Source organism: Pseudomonas shahriarae, assembly GCF_014268455.2.
GTDB lineage: Bacteria > Pseudomonadota > Gammaproteobacteria > Pseudomonadales > Pseudomonadaceae > Aquipseudomonas > Aquipseudomonas shahriarae.
This window is the reverse complement of the sequence record NZ_CP077085.1, coordinates 4,727,917-4,744,492: the sequence shown is the minus strand read 5'-3', so window position 1 is coordinate 4,744,492 and position 16,576 is coordinate 4,727,917. Positions and strand designations below refer to the sequence as shown.

20 protein-coding genes and 1 pseudogene are annotated in these 16,576 nt (G+C 60.8%); 10 read left to right on the top strand and 11 right to left on the bottom strand.

From position 1 onward, the window contains the following. Positions 1-81: 81 nt before the first annotated feature. A pseudogene (locus tag HU773_RS27875) lies at positions 82-855 on the top strand (PAS domain-containing protein); the annotation flags it as partial. Beyond that, positions 829-1,401, top strand: coding sequence for a methyl-accepting chemotaxis protein (locus HU773_RS27870; RefSeq protein ID WP_370693748.1), 573 nt, complete (start codon positions 829-831; stop codon positions 1,399-1,401). The pseudogene HU773_RS27875 and the gene HU773_RS27870, both read left to right, overlap by 27 nt. 107 nt (positions 1,402-1,508) lie before the next feature. Here HU773_RS27870 and HU773_RS21125 read toward each other — a convergent pair whose 3' ends face one another. The 5 genes from HU773_RS21125 to gntR all read right to left on the bottom strand — a co-directional run bounded on the left by HU773_RS21125 (position 1,509) and on the right by gntR (position 5,405). After that, complete coding sequence (locus HU773_RS21125; RefSeq protein ID WP_057960479.1) at positions 1,509-2,009, bottom strand: hypothetical protein; 501 nt, start codon at positions 2,007-2,009, stop codon at positions 1,509-1,511. Positions 2,010-2,158: 149 nt separating this feature from the next. Next, complete coding sequence (locus tag HU773_RS21120; RefSeq protein ID WP_186626145.1) at positions 2,159-2,896, bottom strand: NAD-dependent epimerase/dehydratase family protein; 738 nt, start codon at positions 2,894-2,896, stop codon at positions 2,159-2,161. Between the two features lie 10 nt (positions 2,897-2,906). Beyond that, a complete protein-coding gene (locus tag HU773_RS21115) occupies positions 2,907-3,539 on the bottom strand; it encodes a glutathione S-transferase family protein (RefSeq protein ID WP_120733977.1) in 633 nt (210 codons plus the stop codon). Between the two features lie 173 nt (positions 3,540-3,712). Beyond that, the gene (locus HU773_RS21110) at positions 3,713-4,036 is read right to left on the bottom strand and encodes a DUF6124 family protein (protein WP_057960477.1); all 324 of its coding nucleotides are present in this window, start codon (positions 4,034-4,036) and stop codon (positions 3,713-3,715) included. 337 nt (positions 4,037-4,373) lie between these two features. Beyond that, positions 4,374-5,405 carry an HTH-type transcriptional regulator GntR gene (gene gntR, locus HU773_RS21105; protein WP_162947806.1) on the bottom strand — a complete coding sequence of 344 codons (1,032 nt, stop codon included), beginning with the start codon at positions 5,403-5,405 and terminating at the stop codon, positions 4,374-4,376. A 213-nt stretch (positions 5,406-5,618) separates the two neighbouring features. Here gntR and HU773_RS21100 point away from each other — a divergent pair, with 213 nt between their 5' ends. Both HU773_RS21100 and HU773_RS21095 read left to right on the top strand, forming a co-directional pair. Then, the gene (locus HU773_RS21100; protein WP_057441958.1) at positions 5,619-6,152 is read left to right on the top strand and encodes a gluconokinase; all 534 of its coding nucleotides are present in this window, start codon (positions 5,619-5,621) and stop codon (positions 6,150-6,152) included. Positions 6,153-6,236: 84 nt separating this feature from the next. Further along, complete coding sequence (locus HU773_RS21095) at positions 6,237-7,589, top strand: GntP family permease (protein ID WP_057960476.1); 1,353 nt, start codon at positions 6,237-6,239, stop codon at positions 7,587-7,589. 130 nt (positions 7,590-7,719) lie between these two features. Here HU773_RS21095 and alaC read toward each other — a convergent pair whose 3' ends face one another. After that, positions 7,720-8,931 (bottom strand): alanine transaminase, encoded by a 1,212-nt coding sequence (alaC, locus tag HU773_RS21090; protein WP_029296464.1) that lies wholly within the window; start codon positions 8,929-8,931, stop codon positions 7,720-7,722. Positions 8,932-9,126: 195 nt separating this feature from the next. On the opposite strand from alaC, the gene HU773_RS21085 reads away from it, so the two are divergent. Next, a complete protein-coding gene (locus HU773_RS21085; protein WP_120733974.1) occupies positions 9,127-9,609 on the top strand; it encodes a GyrI-like domain-containing protein in 483 nt (160 codons plus the stop codon). 151 nt (positions 9,610-9,760) lie between these two features. Here HU773_RS21085 and HU773_RS21080 read toward each other — a convergent pair whose 3' ends face one another. From HU773_RS21080 to HU773_RS21065, 4 genes are all read right to left on the bottom strand, one after another. Beyond that, the gene (locus HU773_RS21080; RefSeq protein ID WP_057960474.1) at positions 9,761-10,366 is read right to left on the bottom strand and encodes a pyridoxamine 5'-phosphate oxidase family protein; all 606 of its coding nucleotides are present in this window, start codon (positions 10,364-10,366) and stop codon (positions 9,761-9,763) included. 31 nt (positions 10,367-10,397) lie between these two features. Beyond that, positions 10,398-11,606, bottom strand: coding sequence for a type II toxin-antitoxin system HipA family toxin (locus tag HU773_RS21075; RefSeq protein WP_057960473.1), 1,209 nt, complete (start codon positions 11,604-11,606; stop codon positions 10,398-10,400). Then, the gene (locus HU773_RS21070; protein ID WP_057960472.1) at positions 11,599-11,853 is read right to left on the bottom strand and encodes a helix-turn-helix domain-containing protein; all 255 of its coding nucleotides are present in this window, start codon (positions 11,851-11,853) and stop codon (positions 11,599-11,601) included. Before HU773_RS21070 ends, HU773_RS21075 begins: the two co-directional genes overlap by 8 nt. Positions 11,854-11,923: 70 nt before the next feature. Further along, positions 11,924-12,412, bottom strand: coding sequence for a GNAT family N-acetyltransferase (locus tag HU773_RS21065; protein ID WP_057960471.1), 489 nt, complete (start codon positions 12,410-12,412; stop codon positions 11,924-11,926). A gap of 148 nt (positions 12,413-12,560) precedes the next feature. On the opposite strand from HU773_RS21065, the gene HU773_RS21060 reads away from it, so the two are divergent. Genes HU773_RS21060 through HU773_RS21045 form a run of 4 tightly spaced genes read left to right on the top strand, consistent with a single transcriptional unit; the run spans position 12,561 to position 15,103 of the window. Beyond that, on the top strand, positions 12,561-12,980 hold the full coding sequence (locus tag HU773_RS21060) for a YybH family protein (RefSeq protein ID WP_186626144.1): 420 nt from the start codon (positions 12,561-12,563) through the stop codon (positions 12,978-12,980). 43 nt (positions 12,981-13,023) lie between these two features. Next, a complete protein-coding gene (locus HU773_RS21055; RefSeq protein WP_057441944.1) occupies positions 13,024-13,368 on the top strand; it encodes a YciI family protein in 345 nt (114 codons plus the stop codon). 32 nt (positions 13,369-13,400) lie between these two features. Continuing rightward, positions 13,401-13,877, top strand: a complete 477-nt coding sequence (locus HU773_RS21050) for an SRPBCC family protein (protein ID WP_186626143.1) — start codon at positions 13,401-13,403, stop codon at positions 13,875-13,877. Next, positions 13,874-15,103, top strand: a complete 1,230-nt coding sequence (locus HU773_RS21045) for an RNA polymerase sigma factor (RefSeq protein ID WP_057960469.1) — start codon at positions 13,874-13,876, stop codon at positions 15,101-15,103. Before HU773_RS21050 ends, HU773_RS21045 begins: the two co-directional genes overlap by 4 nt. Before the next feature lie 13 nt (positions 15,104-15,116). On the opposite strand, the gene HU773_RS21040 is transcribed toward HU773_RS21045, so the two are convergent. Continuing rightward, entirely contained in the window at positions 15,117-15,971 is an 855-nt protein-coding gene (locus tag HU773_RS21040; protein ID WP_057960468.1) for a LysR family transcriptional regulator, read from the bottom strand. A gap of 90 nt (positions 15,972-16,061) precedes the next feature. Here HU773_RS21040 and HU773_RS21035 point away from each other — a divergent pair, with 90 nt between their 5' ends. Then, entirely contained in the window at positions 16,062-16,505 is a 444-nt protein-coding gene (locus HU773_RS21035) for a multidrug/biocide efflux PACE transporter (protein ID WP_057960467.1), read from the top strand. Positions 16,506-16,576: the final 71 nt, after the last annotated feature.

Below are 16,576 nucleotides of genomic sequence, written 5' to 3'. Positions count from 1 at the left end.
TGCCTGTTTTGTGGAAAGTTGTGCTGGGTCAAATCCAAGAACTAACCGTCATTCAAAGACAGCGCTGAAGGTGATCCGACCATGTTTAACCTGCACCACAAATCCGACCTGTTGCAAATCGAACGTTTTTCCTGCGCGTTGACCCAGGCCCAGGCCAAGCTGGCGGCGATCAGCCGCTCCATGGCGATGATCGAGTTTGATCGCGACGGCATAGTCCTGGATGCCAACGAAAACTTCTGTAAGACATTGGGTTACAGCGCCGAGGAAGTACGTGGCAAACACCACCGAATTTTCTGTGAAGAGTCCTACTACCGCAGCGACGTCTACGCCAAGCTATGGCGCGACCTGGCCCAGGGCGAGCCCCTCAGCGGCACGTTCATGCGCTTGACCAAGAGCGGCGAGGAAGTGTGGCTGGAGGCCAGCTACATGCCGGTGTTCGGCCCGGATGAACAGGTGCAGAGCGTGATCAAGGTGGCGTCGGACATTTCCGAACGGATCCACCGCGAACATGAAAACCAGAGCCTGATTGATGCCATCGGCCGCTCCATGGCGGTCATCGAGTTCACGCCCCAGGGGCAGATCCTCAATGCCAACCAGAACTTCCTGAAGACGGTGCAGTATTCCCTCGGTGAAATCGTTGGCCAGCACCACAGCATGTTCTGTGACCGCGCTGAGGTGGACTCACCGAGTTACAAGGCGTTCTGGGCGTCGCTCAACCGGGGTGAGTTTCACTCCCATCGTTTCGAACGGCGCAACAAGCATGGCCAGACGCTGTTTCTGGAAGCCTCCTACAACCCGATCTTCGATGCCAATGGTCGCCTGTACAAGGTGGTGAAGTTCGCCAGTGATATCACCCACCAGGTCACCACGTTGCGGACCGCTGCCGATTCGGCCCACGCCACCTCGGTGCAGAACGACGCCTGCGCCCGTAAGGGGTCGGAAGTGGTGCAGCAGACGGTGCAGATCATCGAAGAAATTTCCCGCGACCTGAATCAGGCGGCGCTGAGTATCGACGCGGTAAGCAAGCAGTCGGACATTATCGGCACCATCGTGCAGACCATTCGCGGTATTGCCGATCAAACCAACCTGTTGGCGCTTAACGCGGCCATTGAAGCTGCACGCGCGGGTGAGCACGGGCGTGGGTTTGCGGTGGTGGCGGACGAGGTGCGCAGCCTGGCGGCGCGTACCAGCCAGGCGACGATCGAGATTGTCGACGTGGTGCGCAAAAACCACGACTTGTCCCTGAGCGCGGTATCGAGCATGCAGTCGAGCCTGAGCCGTACCGGCGTGGGGGTGGAGTTGGCCAATGAAGCGGGGCAGGTGATCCTGGAGATCCAGGAGGGCTCACGGCATGTGGTGGATGCTATCGGCCAGTTCAACTCCACCCTGCAATTGCAGTAGCGGGACCGTGCCCACCCTGTGGTGAGGGAGCAAGCTCCCTCGCCACAGGTCAACGGGAGAGTGGGTTGCCAGGCTCAACCCGCGCAGAGCGGCAGTGGCGGGCCATATCAGATGGCAGCCAGGGCATCTTTCACGGCCTTGATCTGCGGGTCAGCGGTCTTCTCGGCGAACTGCTGCGCCGCCTGCATCTTCAGGCGCTCAGTCACTTCCAGGGCAATGGCATTCTGCTGTTCGATAGGCATCGCTTTCACATCTTCTTCGGTCAGGCCCTTTTCCTTGAGGATCTGATCGCGAATGCGCTCGGCCGGCGTCTTGGCCATGTAGTCGGTGAACTCTGTCCGGGCCTGGGTGCTGGTCGCGGTGGTTGGCGTGGCGCTGGTCGGCGGTGTTGCCTGCAACTGCAGGCGGGTCTTGGCAAACGCCGCATCCACGTTGCTGGCCGTGGTGTCGGTGGCCTTTTGCGTGGCCTGCACCTGGGTCGCGGCGGCAGCGTTCTGCACGTTTTGCATCACGCCGCTGTACAGCGCGCTGGCGGCGGCGTTGGCCGGGTCCAGGTCGGGGCGTTTGGACTGTTGGATCACGGACGAGACTTGGGTATTGACCAACATGATCGGGCACCTGTGGTTTTGAACGGTCCATAGGGTTTAGCAATTAGCGTGCCGGGAACTAAAACCCCGTATTCATTGGCTGTGAGGGCAATACCGAGGCAAGAGGCGGGTTGCCGACGGCCAATGTTTGCCGTCGGCGGCCATTGCCTTCAGTAGGTAATGGGAATCTCGAAGACCTGGAAAGCATCGTCCTGCGGCTGATACCCCAGAACCCGTGTGGTCTCGCTCAAGTCCAGGCGCTTGAAGCGGTTATTGGAAATGCCATGGGCGATCAGGTGCTTGACCCCCTCGGCCTCCACCGAGCGCTGCAACAACTGCACGGCATCCCGAGGGCTGAGCCAGGCGCTGAGGTCGCGGGCGTTGTTCAGGTCGTGGGTTTCGGTAAATTCAAACGCGCCAATGCGTAATGCGATGGTGGAGAGTGGGGTTTTGGCTGCGTAATACCCGCACAGCGCTTCGCCGTAGCATTTGCTCACGCCATACAGGTTGGCCGGCAGCACCGGCATGCCCGGGGTGATTTGCCGATCCACCGGGTAGCCTTCGATGGTCTGGGCGCTGCTGGCGAAGACCAGGCGCTTGACGTTGGCGGCCACGGCGGCCTCGAACAGATAGGTGGTGGCGAGGATATTGTTGGGGAGCAGTTCGTCGAAGGTGGCGCTGGCGTGGGGAATGCCCGACAGGTGCACAACCACGTCGATGCCGTCGAGCAGTGCGGTGAGGGCCGTTCTGTCACTCAAGTCGGCCTGCACGAAGCGATGGCCGTCGAGGGCGAAGCCCGGTGCGACGCGGTCGGTGAGGGTAAAGCGGTAGCGATCTTTCGACGCTTCGAAAAATGTCTTGCCGATCCTGCCGCAGGCGCCGGTGAGCAGTACGTTGAGTCCTTTCATCGTGTAATCCTTAGTTGTGACCGTCGAGGGCAAAGGCCTGGAAACCTGGGCGCTGGCTGAGCAGGGCGTAGTACGCATCGACAGCCGGGTAGCGAGGGCGCTCCATGGGCGTCATCCGCCAGCGGTGCACCGACAGGCCGACCAGGATATCGGCGAGGCTGAAGCTGTCACCGGCCACATAGGCGCCGGTCTTGATCAACTGCTGCTCCAGCAATCCCATCTTGTCGTTCCAACCGCGCACGCCGGCTGCAATGCGCTGCGGGTCCTGGAAGTCCGGGTTCTGGCGCACCAGGGCGTGGAAGGCATAGCCCCAGGAGGGATTGAGTTCGGTGGCTTGCCAGTCCATCCATTGCTCGACCCTGGCGCGAGGCGCGGGGGCGGCGGGCAGCAAGTCATGGCGCTGGTGCAGGCCCACCAGGTAGCGGCAGATGGTGTTGGATTCCCAGAGCACGCCGTTGTCGTCAATGATCACCGGCACCTGGGCATTGGGGTTCAGGGCGAGGAAGGCGGGTGATTGGGTGGGGGTGAAGCCGATGCCCAAGTCTTCGCGCTCGTAGGGGATGTTCAGTTCCTGGCAGGTCCACAGGACTTTTCGTACGTTGATGGACGAAGTGCGACCCAAGATTTTCAGCGCGTGTCCCATGGTGCTTCCCTGGCAGGTGTGAGTTGGGCAATTTAGCAGGGGCCAAGTGGGCACGGTAAAAAATGTGGGAGCTGGCTTGCCTGCGATGGCGGTGTGCCAGTCATTATCTTGGGTGGCTGACACACCGCCATCGCAGGCAAGCCAGCTCCCACCTTTCTGATCGCGTCTGGGCTTTAGTTGTGCAGTGTTTGCTGGTCCATCAACGTGCCCATCAGCAACACGCCCAACTCGCTCAACTGGTGAATCGCCAATGCCCTGTCGCGGTCTTTGCCGGTCAGGTCTTCGGACAGGTCCAGCAGTAATGTGGTGACGGAGGATAGGGTTTCATAGCTGTTGGCTATCAGGCTTTCGCTGCTGGCGCCGGAAGTGACGGTGAACAGAGTGGAAGGTTCGGGCGCGGGGGCGGTTGGGGGGTTGAGGTAGTGATCAATGGCGCGGTGGGCGGCCAGGTTGAGTTTTGCGTCGTGAAGCGGGGGGTTGGGCGTTATTTTGAACATAGGGGTGTTCCTGATTCGGGCCGCCACCTCATCGCTACTAAACGAATTAGGGTGGCGGCTGCACGCAGGTTAGTAGACCGGTGAACACCCAAAGCCGGCGCGCCCGAAGGCGCCCTGCGCACAGCCACCATCAAGCACAGACGAGAACGTCTGACAGGGGAGGCTCATGCACTTAGGTTGTTCAAGCTCAGGCTACTAAACCCGATCACCGAGACATTCAGCGACCGAGCCACCTTAGAGAGCCCCACCCAGGCGCACAAGCCGGCGGATTCTGACGCAACCGTAGGTAACGGAGCAAGGCGCGGCCGCACAGTCAGCTCATTCCTACAGCCAATGCTTAACTGCTCTCGCGTACCTTCAACTCAAACCCCATATCCACCACCGGCCGGGCGATTTTGTTGCCGGCCATCACCGTCAGCAAATGCTCTGCCGCGCGTCGGCCAATGGCTTCGCGTGGGGTGCTGATGCTGCTCAGGCGCGGCACCATGAAGCTGGAGGCGGGCAGGTCGTTGAAGCCCAGTACCGCCACTTGCTGCGGCACCTTGATCCCGTGGCGCAGGGCTTCGAGCAGCGCACCCTGGGCCAGGTCGTCGTTGCCGAAGAAGATCGCGTCCACATCCGGATGGCTGGCCAGCAGTTGCAGGAACAACTCGCCACCCAGGCCCACCGACGAGGGGCGCGGGGTCAGCAGTTCGAGGGTCGGGTCATACAAACCGGCCTGTTGCAGGCCACGGCGGAAGCCTTCACCGCGCAGCAGCGTGCGCTGGTCCAGTTGTGCGCCGACGTAGGCCAGGCGTTTGCGGCCCCGGGAGATCAGGTGCGCTGCTGCGGTTTCGCCGGCACTGATCTGCGAGAAGCCGACGCAGTTGACCCCGGCCGTCGGGTCCAGGTCCATCATGTACACGCAGGGCACATTGCTCGACTCCACCATGCGCCGGGCGCTTTCGGTGCGGTCAAAGCCGGTCAGCAGCAAGCCGCGTGGCTGATAGGCCATGTAGTTGCGCAACAGGTTTTCTTCTTCGTCCCGGGAATAGTGGGTGTTGCCGATCAGCACTTCGAAGCCCTTGGGCCGTAGCACCTGATGAATGGCTTCGAGGGTTTCGATAAACAGCAGGTTGGACAGCGAGGGCACCAGCACCACCACCGACTGGCTGCGGGCGGAGGCCAGGGCGCGGGCGGCCGGGTTGACCACGTAGTTCAGCTCGGCAGCGGCCTTCTGCACTTTTTCCACCAGTTCGGTGGCCACGGTGCTGATCCCGCGCAGGGCCCGGGAGGCGGTAATCGGGCTGACGCCGGCCAGGCGCGCGACTTCGTTAAGAGTAGGGCGACCCGTGGTGCGGGTATTTTTATCGTTCTTGGAGGTCATCAGGCGGCTTGCCAAACAAAAATCGAGGCACTAAGGTAGCGCTGTCTCCAAAAGCCTGCAAATACTTGCGCAAAGGGTTGCCTGATCCTGGTGCAAGCGGTGGCAGAGGATGCACGCGTCACTCCATAAAAATGACAATTAGGCGCGGGAAAAGCCTGTTTTTGCACTAGCCTTAGGGCGTGCAAAGGTAGCGCTATCTGCGTCCTGAGGTGTTTCATGAGTCAACCTGTTACTGCCCTGGTCATCATGGGTGTTTCCGGATGTGGCAAGTCCAGTGTCAGCGAGGCCCTGTGCCTGTTGAACGGCGCCACCGCCATTGAAGGCGACAGCTTTCACCCGGCTGCCAATATCGAAAAGATGAGCGCAGGCCATCCCCTGAACGACGACGACCGCGCCGGCTGGCTCGACATCCTCTGCGATGAGTTGCGTCGTGCGCTCAAGGCCGGCGAGCATCCGGTGCTCACCTGTTCGGCCTTGAAGAAAAAATACCGCGATCACTTGCGCGAAGCCGCGCCGGGCCTGGGGTTTGTCTTCCTCGAACTGACCCGCGAAGTGGCCGCCGACCGCGTGTCCCATCGCCCCGGCCATTTCATGCCGGCCAGCCTGATCGACAGCCAGTTCGCCACCCTCGAATCGCCCATTGGCGAGCCGCTGACCCTGGCCCTCAACGCCAGTAAAGACAGCATCGAGGCGTTGGCCGCGCAGACCCACGCGTGGTGGCTGACCCACGGTTTTGAACCTTCCCGATGATTTTTTGCCCGAAAGACAGCGCTATCCGACGGCACGAAATTCAACACCCGCTTTAATAACAACAACAAACAGGAGACGACCCCCATGTTTGGCATGTCCCACGAGTCTTACCTGCTGCTTGATGCAGTGGTCACTATCATCGGGCTGATCGTGTTGATCACCCGGTTCAAGGTCCACCCCTTTATTGCGCTGATCATCGCCGCAGGCTTTCTCGGCCTGACCTCGGGCATGCCCGTGGACAAGATCATCAAGGCCTTCCAGGACGGTTTTGGCGGGGTGCTCGGGTTTGTCGGGATTATCCTGGCGCTGGGTACGATGCTCGGCAAGATGATGGCCGAATCCGGCGGTGCCGATCAGATCGCCCAGACCCTGATCCGCGCCTTCGGCAAGGAAAAGGTGCAGTGGGCGATGATGTTCGCGGCCTTCCTGGTGGGCATCCCACTGTTCTTCGAGATCGGTTTTGTATTGCTGATCCCGCTGGTGTTTATCGTTGCGCGGCGCACCGGTGTGTCGCTGATCAAGATCGGCATCCCGTTGCTCGCCGGCCTGTCGGCGGTGCACGGCCTGGTGCCGCCGCATCCGGGGCCGTTGCTGGCCATCGGCGTGTTTGGCGCGGATATCGGCAAGACCATTCTTTACGGCCTGATCGTCGCCTTGCCGACCGCCATCATTGCCGGGCCGATCTTCGGGACGTTCATTGCCAAGTACATCCCCGGCAACCCGTCCCAGGAACTGGTGGACCAACTGGCCCGCGAGTCCGACGCAAAAAACCTGCCGAGCTTCAGCATCACCCTGATCACCGTGCTGCTGCCGGTGTTCCTGATGCTGCTGAAAACCTTCGCTGACATCGCCCTGCCAGACGGGCACATCGTGCGTAACTGGATGGACATGATCGGCCACCCGATCAGTGCCTTGCTCCTGGCGTTGCTGCTGTCGCTGTACACCTTTGGTCATCGCCAGGGCATCCATTCCAAGCAAATCCTCAAGCTGCTGGATGCGAGCCTTGCGCCGACCGCCGCGATCATCCTGATCATCGGTGCCGGTGGTGGCTTCAAGCAGATGCTGGTGACCAGCGGTGTGGGTGACGTGATCGGCCATATGGCGGTGACGGCGCAGATCAACCCGATCCTGCTGGCCTGGCTGGTAGCCGCAGTGATTCGGATTGCCACGGGTTCGGCGACCGTGGCCACCATTACGGGCGCAGGCATTGTGGTGCCGGTGGTGGGCATGGTGCCGGGGGTCAACCTGGAATTGCTGGTGCTGGCGACGGGGGCGGGGTCGTTGATTCTGTCGCACGTCAACGATGCAGGGTTCTGGCTGGTCAAGCAGTACTTCAACATGACCGTGGCCGAGACGTTCAAGACGTGGACGGCGATGGAGACCATCCTGTCCATCGTGGCGCTGGGCTTTATCATGTTGCTGTCGTTGGTGGTGTAACCCAACCTGGGGTGACTGATCGTTCCCACGCTCCGCGTGGGAATGCCCCTTGTGACGCTCTGCGTCACGCTTTGGGACGCAAAGCGTCCCGGACTACGTTCCCACGCAGAGCGTGGGAACGATCACTCGGTCAGGCTTTGGTGACCAGGCCATCGGCCCGGAACATTGCCCGTATCCCGCGTACCGCCTGGCGAATGCGGTCCTGGTTCTCGATCAGCGCAAAGCGCACATGGTCATCGCCATACTCGCCAAAGCCGATCCCCGGCGAGACACACACCTTGGCTTCGAGCAGCAGCTTCTTGGCAAATTCCAGCGAGCCCATGGCGGCATACGCCTCGGGAATTTTTGCCCAGACATACATCGACGCCTTCGGATTCTCTACCATCCAGCCCAGTTCATGCAGGCCCTTGACCAGCACATTGCGGCGCTGGCGGTACTGCTCGGCAATGTCTTTCACACATTGCTGGTCGCCTTCCAGCGCGGCAATCGCCGCCACTTGCAGCGGGGTGAAGGTGCCGTAGTCGTGGTAGCTCTTGATGCGCGCCAGGGCGTTGACCAGTTCCGCGTTACCCACCATAAAACCGATGCGCCAGCCGGCCATGTTGTAGCTCTTGGACAGGGTGAAAAACTCCACCGCAATGTCCTTGGCTCCCGGTACCTGCATGATCGACGGGGCTTTCCAGCCGTCGTAGACGATATCGGCGTAGGCCAGGTCGTGGATCACCAGCACGTCGTACTGCTTGGCCAGGGCGATCACCCGTTCGAAGAAGTCCAGCTCCACGCACTGCGCGGTCGGGTTGGACGGGAAGCCGAGGATCATCATCTTCGGCTTGGGGATCGAACCGCGGATCGCCCGCTCCAGCTCGGCAAAGAAGTCCACGCCGGGAATCAGCGGCACCGAGCGCACCTGGGCGCCGGCAATCACCGCACCGTAGATGTGAATCGGGTAGCTGGGGTTGGGTACCAGAACGGTATCGCCCTGGTCCAGGGTGGCCAGCATCAGGTGCGCCAGGCCTTCCTTGGAGCCGATGGTCACGATGGCCTCGGTTTCCGGGTCGATATCCACCTCATAGCGGTCCTTGTACCAGCGCGAAATGGCGCGGCGCAGGCGCGGGATGCCTTTGGAGGTGGAGTAGCCGTGGGTGTCTTCGCGCTGGGCGACGGTCACCAGTTTCTCCACGATATGCGGTGGAGTCGGGCCGTCGGGGTTACCCATGCTCAAGTCGATGATGTCTTCGCCGCGCCGACGCGCAGCCATCTTCAGCTCGGCAGTGATATTGAAAACATAAGGGGGGAGTCGATCTATGCGCGCAAAGCGGCGCGGCGAACCTTGGTCTGCCATTGTTGCCTCGGAATACGTAAGCGCCCGGAACCGTCCGAGCGACGTCGGCCACTGCGGTGGCCTGCGGGGCAGACAATACGGGCGATGAGGGTAGGTTGTCCAGATGGCGCCGGAAAATTTTCGGCCTGGAGTGTTGGATGACTATGCCCCTATACTCAGTATGGTTTTGGTCATTTATCAATGGAGATTGTGCAGATGAACCAACAGGTAACGTTACCCCTGGAACCCCGCATGGAAGAGGGCAGGGCGATGGTCATTGCCGGGGTCGGCGGTCATTACGGCAAGGCCACGCTGGGGGACATTCCGAAGCTATGGGAGTTGTTCGACAGCTGCATCAAGGACATCACAAAGCGCATGGGCGGCGTGACCTACGGCGTTTGCTACAACGCCACCCAGGAAGAGTTTGATTACATCGCCGGGGTCGAAGTGCCAGCCAAAAGTGATGTGCCGGGCAACTTTCAATCCATTGAAGTGCCGGCCAATCATTATGCGGTCTTCGCGCACTACGGGCCGGTGTATGCGCTGTCGCAGACCTATGAACGGATTATGTACGAGTGGTTGCCGACCTCGGGGTACAAGGTCGCCGGGCCGGATTTCGAGCGCTACAGCGCCGACTTCGACGTGGATAAGGGCACCGGTACCGTGGAAATCTGGCTGCCTGTCGAAAAGTCCGCATAACCTGTACATCGCCTGATCCACCGCCATCGCAGGCAAGCCAGCTCCCACATTTGTATCGGGGGTTTACTCAAAGCCAGGTACGGCGCAATTACCTGTGGGAGCGGGCTTGCCCGCGATGGCGATCTCAAGGGCGCCCGAGCCGCCCAGGGCCTCAATACAACGTGGCCTTGACCCGCTCCGGCATTTCCCGGTCGTAGGCCTCGGCATCAAACTGCCCATCATTCAAACGCTTGTGAAAAGCCCCTGCTGACGGCAGCGTCGAACGCTCCACATGCTTGTCCGGGTTCCAGCAATCGGAGCGCACAAAAGCTTTCGAACAGTGGAAATACGCCGCCTCTACCTGCACCACAATCACCGACCGCGCCGGCTTGCCGTTGACCGCAAAGCTCTGCAGCAACTCAGGTTCGATGGAAATCTGCGCCCGCCCGTTGACCCGCAACGTTTCCCCGATCCCCGGAATAATGAACAGCAAGGCAATCCGTGGATCCACCAACAGGTTACGCAAGGTATCGAGGCGGTTATTGCCCGGCCGATCGGGGATCGCCAGCGTGCGCTCATCAATGATCCGCACAAACCCCGGCACATCGCCCCGAGGCGAGCCGTCGAGGCCATCGGCGCCTGAAGAACTGACAATCACCAGCGGCGAGGCTTTGACCATCGCCTGGTAATCCTCATTGAGAAACGCGATTTCCTTGCGTAGGGCACGCTCCTGGGGCAGGCCGTAGAGGGTTTCGAGTTGGTCCAGGGTGGTTAGCATGGGGGTCTCCTTGCCCAGGGAGCGCTGGCGATTATCCGCCAAAGCTGCGTTGGTAGCCCTGCGCTGATTGCCGGATGGCCTGAGCAACGTGGGGTGCTTGCCGACAATAATCGTCTTCACGTGCGAGTACCACTTCAAGGGTCTGCAGCAGAGCCCGGATGCGCTCCTCGGCGTTTTCTATGCTGCAGGTCTTGGCAAACTCAAGGATTCCCAAGCGTGACGCAAAGAATGAGCGGTTGCCGTCCAGGTCCAGAGCCAGGGCGTCTTCGGGAATATAGGCGGTGGTATTGGCGATGTCATAAGCGGGTGCAAGACGGGCGTCACGTTTGAGTGGATCGCTGTAGAGCAAGCCAAAATTTTTCAGATGGGCATCACCATTGCCGACGATACAGCTCAGCGCAACGCTATCGAACAACTGCTCCAGGGAGCTGCGTTCATGTTCGATTGCACAAAAGAGGCGAACAGCCTTGGCAATCATGTTGTAGCTCTTGCTGTATTTCTGCTCGGCGGAAAGGCCCATCAATGTGGTCATGTCTTCAAAGCCCAGGGGGTTGAGTTTTTCGTCCCGATCAAAGCGGCGCATGATGAAAAGCTTGTGGTTCTGTGACAAGTAGAAGGGTGGCACGGGGATACCTGCCTCCCTTGCAATCGACATACACAGGTATTCGTTGATCGCCAGGCCTGGAAACTCGTCACGCCCGCTCTTGATGATCAGATCGTTGGTTTTCGATGTGAATTTCTGTTCCGGTACCAGCGGGATTTCGGGTACCAATACCTTAGGCTGTACCCCGGAAATGCCGGCGCGAAGGATGTAGCGATCGACCAGATGGGTAAACAAATCCTCGGCACCATCCCAGGCGAGGATTTCATCCAGACGCTCACCGTACGACACGGGGCTGTTGCGCTCAATCAGTTGGTTGACTTGCGCGGACGAGGTGAAGACGCGGCCGATAGGTGCGCTGCTGCCTGACAGGGCCAACAACAGCATTGGATCTACCTTGACGGTCTTCGCCAGACGGTTTTTCAGTTGCTCCAGTACATAACCTTCGGGCAGGTTCATTTGAAAGATCGGGTGCAGTTCATGCCGTCGATACTCCTCGGCCCGCACTGGCATCAGCAGGCTGATTGCACTCTGCTCCAGGGCATCATCAGCGTAGCGAAAGTGGTAGTGCTCAGTGCCGACGAACACGCTGCCACTTGCGCCTTCGGGCGTACGGACCTGCAGTTTGTAGCTACTCATTGAACAAATCCTCCACTTCCTCCAGCGTTGGCATGGAAACGGGGACCAGTTTGACCTCACTGCCCAAGGCTGCAAAAACCCGTGCGTAGGCATTCATCGCCACCGACAAGCTGCCGTGCTCAATCTCGATCAGTTTTTGCCGCGTCGTACCGGCCAGCTGTGCCAGCTGTGCTTGTGTATGGCCACGGCTGAGGCGCATCGAGCGAACCTGGTTGCCGATTCTCTGGCTCAGAAGTGCAGGATCCATGTCGCGTTACCGTTACTTTGGTATTTTAAAGTTATATATACGTTACATTTTGGGGTTGTCAACGCTGATATCAACCGAGTGTCAGTGCCAACCGCCGTTCATAACCCACCCGCCCCTTATACGCCTCGCCCCGGTCTACCCAGCCCTGCTGCAAATACAAGCCCATTGCCGCCACATTGTCGCTGTCCACCGACAACTCCAACGCCGTGATCTGTGGCCAGGCCAGGCGGGCGGCAGCGGGCAGGGCTTGCAGGCAGGCTTTGCCCAAGCCGCGGCCCTGTTGGTGGCGATCGACTTGCAGGGCATGCAGTGTGGCGCTGTGTTCGTCGGCCCAATGGGGTAGGCAGGGCGGGCGCTTGAGCAGCAGGAAGGCCACGGGGATTTCGTCGGCCAGCAAGGCAAAGCCCTTGATGCCGGGGTTGGGGTTGACCAGCAGGCTGTTCAGCGCGCAGTCGATATCGCCGCTATAGGCCAGTTGCTCGGGGTGGACTTCGAGGCTGGCGAGTTGCTGTTGCTGTGCAGCGGTCAGCGTCTCATAGGGCGCGAGGCGGGTTTCCATCGAGCAGATATCCGAAGTCCTACAGGGAAGTCGCAAATTCTAGCGGCTTTGCCCTTGGCGAAATTATTTTTTGTAGGCTTGTCGATTGGCAGGCGGCCCATTCGACCAAGGGTGTCTTCTGTGATTTTCCACCCCGAGGAGTATCGCCATGAGCAACGCAATCAACACCCTGATCGAGCAATGGAAGCAAGCGGTGGTCGCCAAGGATGTCGAGCAGATTGTCAGCTTTTACGCCGAAGATATCGTCGCGTTCGACGCCGTCAATGCCCTGCAGTTCAAAGGCAAGGCGGCCTACCGTGCCCATTGGCAGGCCTGCATGGAGTTTTGCCCGGGCCCCGGTGTTTTCGACTTTCATGAACTGCATATCGTCGCCGCCGATGACAGCGCCTTTGCCCACTGGCTCGCCCACTGCGGCGGCACCGGGCCCGATGGCGTGCTGAAAACCTGCTGGATGCGGGTCAGCGCCGGCTACCAGCGGATTAACGGCCAGTGGAAGGTGGTGCACGAGCATTGGTCCGCACCGTTCGATATGGAAACCGGCGTCGGTCTGTTCGACCTGGAACCGTGAGTGCCGCGAACTATAGTCATTAGTCCGAAAAACGGAGAACACCATGAAATACCTGTGCCTGGTCTACAGCGCCGAAGCTTTGCTGCACAGCCTGCCCGACAGCCCCAAGGACCCGGAATGCCACGCCTACGCCGAGGCGGTCCACGGCAGTGGCCGCATGCTTGCGGCCGAGGCCCTGCAGCCGGTGAGCACGGCCACCACCGTGCGTATGCGTAACGGCAAGTTGTCGATCACCGATGGACCGTTTGCCGAAACCAAGGAGCAGCTTGCCGGCTTCTACCTGATCGAAGCCAAGGACTTGAATGAGGCGCTGCAGGTGGCCGGCGGCATTCCGGCGGCGCGGGTCGGCAGCGTGGAAGTGCGCCCCGTGCGTGATTTGAATCTCTGACTCAACACTTATAAAACTCAGGAGGTTTAACCATGAACACTCAACCTGCTGCATTTGAACTGTCCATCAGCCGGGTGATCGACGCCCCGCCCAGCCGGGTGTTCCGTGCCTGGACCGAGCCTGCGCTTTTGCAACAATGGTGGGGCCCACACGGCATGACCACGCCCGAGTGCGACATGAACCTGTGGGTCGGTGGCCTGTTTCGCACCCTGATGCGCGCGCCGGACGGCAGTGAATATCCGACCCAGGGCGTGTTCCTGGAGATCGACGCGCCACGCCGCCTGGTGTTTACCGATGCGTTCCTGCCGGGTTGGATCCCCTCGGGCAAGCCGTTTATGAGCGCCGAAGTGACCTTCGAGGAGGTGGCTGGCAAGACCCGCTACACCGCCCGCGCCATGCATTGGAGCGAAGCCGACAAACAAGCCCACGAAGCCATGGGTTTTCATCAGGGCTGGGGCGAGAGCCTGGACCGGCTGGTGACCCTGGTGACCACGGGCATGCCCGATTGACCGTCAAGGCCCAAGTCGAGGCGGTCTACCGCAGTGAGTCGCGGCGCATCCTGGCGACGTTGATTCGCCTGCTGGGGGATTTCGACCTCGCCGAAGAAGCCCTGCACGAGGCGTTCTTCGTCGCGGTCGAACGCTGGCAGCAGGACGGTGTGCCCGACAATCCCCGAGCGTGGCTGGTGTCTGCCGGGCGCTTCAAGGCCATCGACCGCTTGCGTCGCCAGGCCCGTTTCACCCCGTTGTTGCAGGAGCAGGCCGATGCGCTGGAAGCGGCTGACTGGAGTGCCGAAGACGTGGAAGACGACCGCCTGCGCCTGATCTTTACCTGCTGCCATCCGGCGCTGGCGGCGGATGCGCAAGTGCCGCTTACCCTGCGTGAGATTTGTGACCTCACCACCGAGGAAATTGCCCGGGCCTTCCTGGTCACGCCGGCCACCATCGCCCAGCGCATCGTGCGGGCCAAGGGCAAGATCCGCGAGGCCAGGATTCCCTACCAGGTGCCGTCCCTGGCGGAGTTGCCCGAGCGCCTGGACAGCGTATTGCGGGTGATTTACCTGGTGTTCAACGAGGGCTACTCGGCGTCCATGGGCGCTGACCTGACCCGTGACGACTTGACCCGCGAGGCCATCCGCCTGGGCCGCCTGCTCCTGGAGTTGCTGCCGGAGCCGGAAGTCATGGGCCTGCTGGCGTTGATGCTGCTCCATGAATCCCGGCGCCCGGCCCGGCTTTCTGCCGCCGCTGAGCTGGTGCTGCTGGATGAGCAGGACCGCACGCTGTGGGATGCAGCGCTGATTGCCCAGGGCTGTGGGTTGGTAGAACAGGCCCTGGCCACCCGGCGTTTCGGGCCTTACTGCCTGCAAGCGGCGATTGCCGCGGTACACGCCGAGGCCCCGAGTGCGGCGCAGACCGACTGGCCACAGATTGTCGGCCTGTATGACGTGCTGCTGCGGATGCTGCCGTCGCCCGTGATCGAGCTCAACCGCGCCGTTGCCCTGGCCATGCGCGATGGGCCGTTGGCGGGGTTGCAGCAAGTCGAGGGGATCCTGGTGCGTGGCGAGTTACGGGATTACCACCTGGCGCATTCGGCACGGGGGGAGTTCTGTCGGCAACTGGGGCGGATGAAAGAGGCGCGCCAGGCGTATGAAACAGCCCTGGGCCTGACCCAGCAGGCCCCGGAAAAACGCTTTATCGAACGACGCCTGGCAACCTGCACCGATAGCCCTTTGTAGGCGCCGGCTGAGGTTACTCAAGCATCTTTTGCAGCAACCAACTGCCGGCCGGGCCCGGCGGCTGTTGTCGTGACCACAAGGCATCCACCGCCACCGAACGTGGCCAGCCGCGCGCCTTGAGCTCCACCAGCTGGCCATTGGCAAAACGCTCCACCAGCCAGCGCGGCAAGGGGGCCCAGCCAAAACCGAGGATGGCCATTTCCATCAGCATCAAAAAGCTGGGGGCGGACCATACACGGCCGCTCGGCCGGTTTTCATTGGGGTTGATGATGCTTGCCAGGCGCAGCTCCCGGTGTTGTTCCAGGGTTTGCTGGTTGATGCCCTCAAGGCCGGCCAGTGCATGCAGCGGTGATACAAACAGCGCAAGTTGCGCGCGCTCTTCGACGGTGGCATGGGTCAGGTCTGGCGGGTAGACCTCCTGCGCCTCGATAAACGCGAGCTGCGCCCGCCCGCTTTGGACCAGGGCGATAAGGTCTTCACATTCGGCAATCAGCCACTCCAGCTCCAGGTCCGGATAACGCTGCTCAAGGGCGCTGAGCAGCGTTTCAAAACGTCCCGACTGATAGGTGTCGGACATGGCAATACTGAGCTTGGGTTCCAGCCCCTGGGACAACTGGCTGGCGGCAAGCTCCAGGCGGCTGCTGGCTTCCAGCACCTGCTCGGCGCGCTGCAACAGGACATGCCCGGCCGGGGTCAGGGTGGGTTTGCGGCTGCTGCGGTCGAACAGCACCACGTCCAGATCAATCTCCAGGCTGGCCACTGCGGCGCTGACGGTCGATTGGCTCTTGCCCAGCTTGCGTGCCGCTGCCGAAAACGAGCCTTGGGTCGCCGCCTGCACAAACGCTTGCAACACTTCATGAGAGGCCATCATCTATCGCCTTGGTCGATGGTTATTGATTATGAAGTATCGAGTGAGGGAGTGATGATGGCAACCCTCGACATTCACAGAGCAAGGCTTATGAACACCACCAAGTCCATCACTGAACGCGCTTTGCAGGCCCTGGGTTTCGAAGGCCTGGCCTTGTTGATCTGTACGCCGCTGCTGGTGTGGATCACTGGCCGGCCGGCCCTGGAAATGGGTGCTGTGACCCTGGCTATCAGCTTGTTGGCGCTGACCTGGAACATGATTTTCAACAGCCTTTTCGACCGCCTCAAAGTGCGCCTGCAGTTGGCCAATAGCGTCAAGACCCGGATCATGCACGCGCTGCTGTTCGAGGGCGGGCTGATTCTGTTCGCCGTGCCGCTGATTGCCGCGTGGCTGAACATCAGCCTGATGCAGGCGTTTATTCTGGATATCGGCGTGCTGCTGTTCTTCCTGCCGTACACCTATGTGTACCACTGGGGCTATGACGTGCTGCGGGGAAAATTCTTCAACAGCGAGCTTGCTCGCGAAGGACGTTAACGATGACGCGGGCATCCTGAATGTACGCGGCACTCTCGGGTTATTCACGAGCTACCGGCGTGACCTTGTCG